Genomic DNA, 6,854 nt, shown 5'->3' with positions numbered 1-6,854 from the left:
GCGCCCCCGCGCGAGACCCCCAGCGCGCCTCCCCCCCCAGCGACCCTCTCGTGGCCCCGCCCCCCGACACCGGCGCGGGCGCCCCGGCCCCACCCCCCCCCCCCCCCGCCCCCCCGGGGGCCGTTTAGAGTGACCGCGTCAGCCGTTGAGCGCGCCAGGTGCGCGCGCACGGAGAGCGACCAGGAGGTGAGGACATTGATGACTGTCACGGCGCTGGGCGTTGCCCAGGTTCAGAAGATCGTCCTCCTCATTCCCGTGGTCTCCGGCTGACTTTCCCTCTCTTTCCACGCCCGTGCGGGCGTGCCGGGGCCACCCTTCGAAGGGTCTCCCTTGAGTCTGTCCTCTCTCTCCACTCTCTCCACCACTTCGCACGCGCTCACCCCGTACGGCTGGGACATGGGCTGGGCCGCCGAGTTCGCCCCGTACGCCGAGCGCGGGCTGCTGCCCGGCCGGGTCGTACGGGTCGACCGCGGCCGGTGCGACGTGGCCACCACCGCCGGGGTCGTCCGGGCCGACACGGCCTTCGTGACCCCGCACGACCCGCTGCGGGTCGTCTGCACCGGCGACTGGGCGGTCGTCGACCCGGAAGGTACGCCCAGGTTCGTACGGGCGTGCCTGCCGCGCCGTACCGCCTTCGTACGCTCCACCTCCTCCAAGCGGTCCGAGGGCCAGATCCTCGCCGCCAACCTCGATCACGCGATCATCGCCGTCTCCCTGGCGGTCGAACTCGACCTGGGCCGGATCGAACGGTTCCTCGCCCTCGCCTGGGAGAGCGGCGCCCTCCCGCTCGTCGTGCTCACCAAGGCCGATCTCGTCGAGGACCCCGCCGTACGGGCCCATCTCGTCGAGGACGTCTCCACCTCCGCCCCCGGGGTGCAGGTGCTCGCCGTCAGCTCGGAGACGGGGGAGGGGATCGAGGTCCTGTCGGCCGTGCTGTCGGGCGGTACGAGCGTGCTGCTCGGCGCGTCCGGGGCCGGGAAGTCGACCCTCGCCAACGCCCTGCTCGGGGAGGAGGTGATGGAGGTACGGGCCACGCGTGACGTGGACGGCAAGGGCCGGCACACCACCACGACCCGCAACCTCCTCGTCCTGCCCGGCGGCGGCGTCCTCATCGACACCCCCGGGCTGCGCGGGGTCGGGCTCTGGGACGCGACGACCGGGGTCGGCCAGGTGTTCTCGGACATCGAGGACCTGGCGGGGGAGTGCCGCTTCCAGGACTGCGCCCATACGGCGGAGCCCGGATGCGCGGTGCTCGCCGCGGTCGAGGACGGTTCGCTCTCCGTACGGCGGCTGGAGAGCTACGGCAAGCTGCTGCGGGAGAACCAGCGCATCGTCGCCAAGACCGACGCCCGGCTGCGCGGCGAGATCCGGCGGGAGTGGAAGCGCAAGGGCGCGGAGGGGCGCGCGGCGATGGAGGCCAAGCGCGGCCGGGTCCGCTGACCGGCGGCCGGACCGGCGGTCGCGACGACTGCCGGACCGGCGGTCGCAACGGCTGCCGGACCGGCTCAGGACCGGCGGCCGGGGCGGCTCAGGACCGGCGGCCGGGGCGGACGGTGACCGGCGGACGGATGCGATGTCCGAAAGCCGCGAGTGCGCCCGTCCCGGCTGCCGCACACTGGACTCGTGATGGACGAAGAGACCAGGTACGAGGCGGTCGCCAGCCGTGATGCCCGGTTCGACGGCGCGTTCTTCTTCGCCGTCGAGACCACCGGCATCTACTGCCGGCCGAGCTGCCCCGCCGTCACCCCCAAGCGCCGCAACGTCCGCTTCTACCCGACCGCCGCAGCCGCCCAGGGCCACGGCTTCCGCGCCTGCCGCCGGTGCAGGCCGGACGCCGTGCCCGGGTCGGCGGAGTGGAATGTGCGCGCCGATGTCGTCGGCCGCGCGGTGCGCATGATCGGGGACGGGGTCGTGGACCGGGAGGGCGTGCCGGGGCTGGCCGGGCGGCTCGGGTACAGCACCCGTCAGATCCAGCGCCAGCTCACCGCCGAACTGGGCGCGGGACCCGTCGCCCTCGCCCGTGCCCAGCGCGCGCATACCGCCCGGGTCCTGCTCCAGACGACCGGACTGCCGGTCACCGAGATCGCGTTCGCCGCCGGGTTCGCGAGCGTGCGCCAGTTCAACGACACGATCCGGCAGATCTACGCCCGCACCCCCAGCGCCCTGCGCACCGAGTCCGGCACGGGGACCGGCGCCCGGCGCGACACCCGCGCGGCGTCCGGGAGCGCCGGGCCCTCCGTGCCCGTGCCCGCCCGGATACCGCTCCGGCTCGCCCACCGGGGCCCCTACGCCGCCTGCGACGTCTTCGACCTGCTCGCCCTGGAGGCCCTCCCCTCCGTCGAGGAGGTGACGGGGCCGCCCGGCGCCCGCACCTACCGCCGTACGCTGCGGCTGCCGCACGGCTCCGCCGTCGTCGCCGTCGACGAGGCCCCGCCCGCGCGCGGCGACACGGCGGGACGCTCCGCCAACGGCTGGCTGGAGGCGCGGATCCACCTCACCGAGCTGCGCGACCTCACCACCGCCGTCCAGCGGCTGCGCCGCCTCCTCGACCTCGACGCCGACCCGTACGCCGTGGACGAACGCCTCGGCGCCGACCCCGCGCTCGCCCCCCTCGTCGCGGCGCGCCCCGGGCTGCGCTCGCCCGGCGCCGCGGACCCGGTGGAGTACGCGCTGCGGGCAGTCCTCGGGGACGCCGGAGCCGCGCGGGCCGTGGAGACGTACGGGGAGACGCTGGAGCACCCGTGCGGCGGGCTCACCCGGCTCTTCCCCGGGCCCGCCGCGCTGCGCGCCGACCCGGTGGCGGGCCCGCTCGCGACCGCGCTCGCCGACGGCACCGTACGGCTCGACGCGGGCGCCGACCGGGACGCGGCCGAACAGGCGCTGCGGGCCGTCGCGGGGGTCACCCCCGCCATCGCCGCGCTGATCCGGATGCGGGCCCTCGGCGACCCGGACGTGACACCCGAGGGGGAGCGCGACGAGGAGGCGTGGCGGCCGTGGCGCTCCTACGCGGCCGGGCACCTGCGCGCGGCCCGGCGGGCCGCCGGAGCACCGGTCAGTCGAGACCCCAGCTGTGGATCTTCCGCGGATGGATACGGATCAGCTCCTCGCTGAAGTGCGGGCCGAGGTCGTGAGGGCCCGTCAGCAGCTCCGCCTCGCCCCGGACGTCCACCCCGCGCACCGTCCACGGCGTCGTGCTCACGATGTCGTCGACGACCAGGGCGACCCGGGGATTGGCCTGGAGATTGCGCCACTTCTTCGTCGTACCGAGGGCGAAACCACCGATCAGGATGGTCCCGTCGTCCTGCGGGAAGAAGCCGACCGGGTTGGCCTGCGGCTGCCCCTGCGGATCGACGGTCGCCATCCGGCCCAGCCGCTGGGTCCGCAGATACGCGCGTTCGGCCTCGCTGAATTCGGTCATGCCCCACCCTCACACGGGGACGGGGCCGCCGCACCGCTCTCCGGGACGGCCGGGGCCCCACCACCCCCGCGTGGCGGCCCCACGGCCGCGCTCTCAGCCCCGGGTCAGCACCACGCCCAGCCACGCCCCCACCACCAGCAGACACGCGAACAGCTCCACCAGCAGGGACGCCCCCGCCGTCCGCATCACCGCACGCGTGGACGCCGAGCCGTCCCGGTGGCTGCCCAGCCGAGCCCGTTCCGCGCCGTAGATCCCGCCCACGAACCCCAGGATCCCGCCCACCACCGGCACCACGAAGAACCCCACGATGCCCGCGACCCCGCCGGTCACCACCGTGCGGCCGGGCACCCCCGCACCACGCTGCCTGCGGGCCGGCAGGAGCGGCCGGAGCGCCTGGTTGAGCAGCAGGAGCGCGGTCGCGCCGATCAGCAGCGCCCAGGCGGGGCGGGTGGTGTCGGTCAGCGCCCACCAGAGCACGGCCGCCCAGACGATCGCCTGCCCCGGCACTCCGGGGACGAGTACGCCGAACAGACCGAGCAGCATGACCAGGGCGACCAGCACGAGCTGCCAGACTTCCATCCGCCAACTGTGCAGTACGCCGCCCGCTCCCGCAGGTCGCGCCCGCGCCGGGTGGGCGTGTTCAGCCCTCCGGGCCGCGGGCCACCCAGCCCCGCTCGTACGCGTGCCAGCCGAGCTGGAGCCGGGTCGTCACCCCGCTCAGCTCCATCAGTCCCTTCACCCGGCGCTGCACGGTCCGCAGCCCCAGGTCGAGCTGTTTGGCCACGCTCGCGTCCGTCATCCCGGCGAGCAGCAGCGACAGGATCTCCAGATCGGTGGGGTCGGGGCCGGGCGGACCGTCCTCCCGTACCGTCCCGTCCGTCCCCAGCCGCAGCGGCAGCCCCTCACGCCACACCGCCTCGAAGAGCCCCATCAGCGACTCCAGCAGCCCGCTGGCGTGCACGACCAGCGCCGCGGGCCCGATGCCGCGGCCGGTCAGCGGCACCATCGCCAGCGCGCGGTCCGCGACCACCAGCTTCGTCGGCACCCGCTCCGTGACCCGGACCCGTTCCTGCCGGCCGAGCGCGGCGGCCAGTTCGGTGAGCCCGGTGGGCTGGGCCAGCACCTCGCGCTCGATGACCACCCGGTAGGCGACGCCCCGGCTCGCCGCGCCGTCCTCGGCCTCGTTCTCCCGCCCGGTCACGGCGACCGGCTGCCCGGTGACCAGGGCGCAGACCTCCTCGGTGGCCCCGAGCTGGAGCTGGAGGAAACGGTGCGCCACGGCGCTGGCGCCCGTCACCACCTCGATCAGATCGTGCACGGCGGGCTCCGCCGCCTCCGCGCGGTACTCCTGGGCGAGCAGCACCGCGGCCAGCTCCGCCTGTTCGAGCTGATGACGGTGCTGGGTCAGCAGCGCGCCCAGCGCGACGGCGGGCGGTGCGGCGACCCAGCGGCCCGCCCGGGAGGAGGACCGGGCGGCCAGACCCTGCCGCTCCAGCCTGCGCAGCGCCCGTTCGGTCTCCGCTTCGGGAAGGGCCAGCCGGTGCGCCAGATCCGCGACCTCCGCGGCCCCGATCGCCACCAGCGCCCGATACGCGGCCTCGTGTCTCTCGTCCAGACCTATGGCTGACAGCACCCCGCCCACCCCTCCCCGCTCATGCCGCGCGACCTCCTCGGACGCTTCGGTACCCCGGCCCACCGTGGCGGATACCGGCCACGGCGTAAACCCGCCGTGCCCATCATCCCCTCTTGGCCCCGGCACTCTGTCATGGTGGCGCCATCACAGCAGCAACAGTCCCGGTCATATGCCTCTGTGCCTCTTCGGCCGGGTTGTGCTCGGGAGAGCGGTACGTGCGGCCCTGGCGCCCGCGTACCGGCCCGCGCTGGATCTGTGACCGTTCGCCGGGCGTCCTTCCCGTGGGGGGTGGGGTCGCCCGGCGGACTCATTTTCGGCGATGCCCGTTTTCGCTCCCCGGGAGCGGTCGACAATAAGGGACATGAGCGAGCAGGGGGAGCGGCCGGGCACGGACGACTGGTGGGCCCGCCTGTACGACGCGTCCGCGCCCGACACGGGCCCCGCCGCGAAGTCGGGGGACACGCTCGACGACCGCTTCGACTCGGCGGCGGGCGCGGTGAACACCTCCCCGGCCGAGGCGGAACCCGAACCGGAACCGGACGACGGGTGGCCGGGGGCGCGGCCCCCCGCCTGGTGGGAGCAGGCGCCCGCGCCGGCCCCGTACGCACCCAGCGACGCCAGACCCCTGCCGAGCACGGACGCCCAGGACGCGGTACCGCCCCCGGCCCCGCAGCCCCCGGCCGCCCCGCCGCCTTCGGCGACCCCGCCCGTACCCCCGCCCGTACCTCCGCCCGTACCCGCGCCCGCGCCCGCGTCCGGTCCGCGGGCCGTCCCCGATCCCCGCTCCGCGCCGGGGCGCGCCCCCGCCCCCGTACCGGAGCCCGCCCGGGTCACCCATCTCGGTGACCGGCCGCCCACCTACGCCCCCGAGCCCACCGCACTGCCCGCCGCCCACCCCGACCGGCTGGACCGGCTCACCGCCGACACCGTGCTCGACGGGGCCGCCTACGGGACGTACACCCTGCGGGCCGTGTCCGTACGGGGCGACTCCGCGCGGTACCGGGGCGAGCCCCGGCGCGACGCGCTGCTCACCGCCCGCTTCGGGACCGGGCCCGGCGCGCTCGTCCTCGTCGCCGTCGCCGGCGGCGCCCGTACGGCCGAGGGCGCCCACCGGCCCGCCGACGACCTCTGTCACTGGATCGGCGGCGCCGTCGGCCGCAGCCACGACAGGCTCGCCGAGGATCTGCGGGCCGACCGCAGGGGCGAACTCAAATCCGGGCTGCACCGGCTCACCGACCGGGGGTTCGGCAAGCTCCGGGCCCGCGCCGCCGAACTGGGCCTGGCGCCGCAGCAGTACACCGCGAGCCTGCGCTGTCTGCTGCTCTCCGCCGACCCCGGCTGCCGGACCCGGGTGTCCTTCGGGATCGGCCCCTGCGGTCTCTTCCGGCTCAGGGACGGCGGCTGGCAGGACCTGGAGCCCCCCGTCCCCGCCGCCGCGCCCGTCCCCGCCGCCGGGACGCCCGGGGGCGACCGGACCACCATGGACCTGGAGATCACCAAGAACCACGCCCCGTACATCGAGGGCCCGCTCCCGCCGCCGCCCGAGCCGTTCCGGTTCCGGGCGACCGTCGGCCGTCCCGGCGACACGCTCCTGCTGTGCAGCGCGGGGCTGGCCGAGCCGCTGCGCGGGGAGCCCGCGCTCGCCGGGGAGCTGGCCGGCCGCTGGGCGGCGCAGGAACCACCGGGGCTGGCCGACTTCCTCGCGGACACCGCACTCCGTGTGAAGGGCTACGCCGACGACCGTACGGCGGTCGGCGTCTGGGAGAGCTGACCGGGGAGACGCCCCTCGCCGGCAGGCGCGGC

The 6,854-nt window shown here is 75.9% G+C and carries 6 protein-coding genes; 3 read left to right on the top strand and 3 right to left on the bottom strand.

Features of this window, described 5'->3' with window-relative positions; all coding sequences use genetic code 11:
* Positions 1–396: 396 nt before the first annotated feature.
* Positions 397–1,440, top strand: coding sequence for a ribosome small subunit-dependent GTPase A (gene rsgA, locus ACFXPK_RS02465; RefSeq protein WP_384999715.1), 1,044 nt, complete (start codon positions 397–399; stop codon positions 1,438–1,440).
* Positions 1,441–1,626: 186 nt separating this feature from the next.
* Positions 1,627–3,111, top strand: coding sequence for an AlkA N-terminal domain-containing protein (locus tag ACFXPK_RS02460; RefSeq protein ID WP_385070908.1), 1,485 nt, complete (start codon positions 1,627–1,629; stop codon positions 3,109–3,111).
* Here the strand turns inward: ACFXPK_RS02460 and ACFXPK_RS02455 are convergent.
* From ACFXPK_RS02455 to ACFXPK_RS02445, 3 genes are all read right to left on the bottom strand, one after another.
* Positions 3,053–3,418, bottom strand: coding sequence for a PPOX class F420-dependent oxidoreductase (locus tag ACFXPK_RS02455; protein WP_384999697.1), 366 nt, complete (start codon positions 3,416–3,418; stop codon positions 3,053–3,055). The genes ACFXPK_RS02460 and ACFXPK_RS02455 overlap by 59 nt on opposite strands.
* Positions 3,419–3,511: 93 nt before the next feature.
* A complete protein-coding gene (locus tag ACFXPK_RS02450) occupies positions 3,512–3,997 on the bottom strand; it encodes a DUF456 domain-containing protein (protein ID WP_385070733.1) in 486 nt (161 codons plus the stop codon).
* A 61-nt stretch (positions 3,998–4,058) separates the two neighbouring features.
* Positions 4,059–5,051 (bottom strand): helix-turn-helix domain-containing protein, encoded by a 993-nt coding sequence (locus ACFXPK_RS02445; protein WP_384999703.1) that lies wholly within the window; start codon positions 5,049–5,051, stop codon positions 4,059–4,061.
* Between the two features lie 361 nt (positions 5,052–5,412).
* Here ACFXPK_RS02445 and ACFXPK_RS02440 point away from each other — a divergent pair, with 361 nt between their 5' ends.
* Positions 5,413–6,822 (top strand): protein phosphatase 2C domain-containing protein, encoded by a 1,410-nt coding sequence (locus ACFXPK_RS02440; protein ID WP_385070730.1) that lies wholly within the window; start codon positions 5,413–5,415, stop codon positions 6,820–6,822.
* The last annotated feature ends 32 nt before the right edge of the window (positions 6,823–6,854 follow it).

Source organism: Streptomyces sp. NPDC059142, assembly GCF_042755665.1.
Classification (GTDB): Bacteria; Actinomycetota; Actinomycetes; order Streptomycetales; family Streptomycetaceae; genus Streptomyces.
The sequence above is the reverse complement of the archived record's forward strand: the minus strand, read 5'-3'. Positions and strand labels throughout refer to the sequence as shown.

Bases quoted from the DNA above. Each gene is read 5' to 3' on its own strand.
- rsgA (WP_384999715.1), top strand. From the start codon at position 397: ATGGGCTGGGCCGCCGAGTTCGCCCCGTACGCCGAGCGCGGGCTGCTG.
- ACFXPK_RS02460 (WP_385070908.1), top strand. From the start codon at position 1,627: ATGGACGAAGAGACCAGGTACGAGGCGGTCGCCAGCCGTGATGCCCGG.
- ACFXPK_RS02455 (WP_384999697.1), bottom strand. From the start codon at position 3,418: ATGACCGAATTCAGCGAGGCCGAACGCGCGTATCTGCGGACCCAGCGG.
- ACFXPK_RS02450 (WP_385070733.1), bottom strand. From the start codon at position 3,997: ATGGAAGTCTGGCAGCTCGTGCTGGTCGCCCTGGTCATGCTGCTCGGT.
- ACFXPK_RS02440 (WP_385070730.1), top strand. From the start codon at position 5,413: ATGAGCGAGCAGGGGGAGCGGCCGGGCACGGACGACTGGTGGGCCCGC.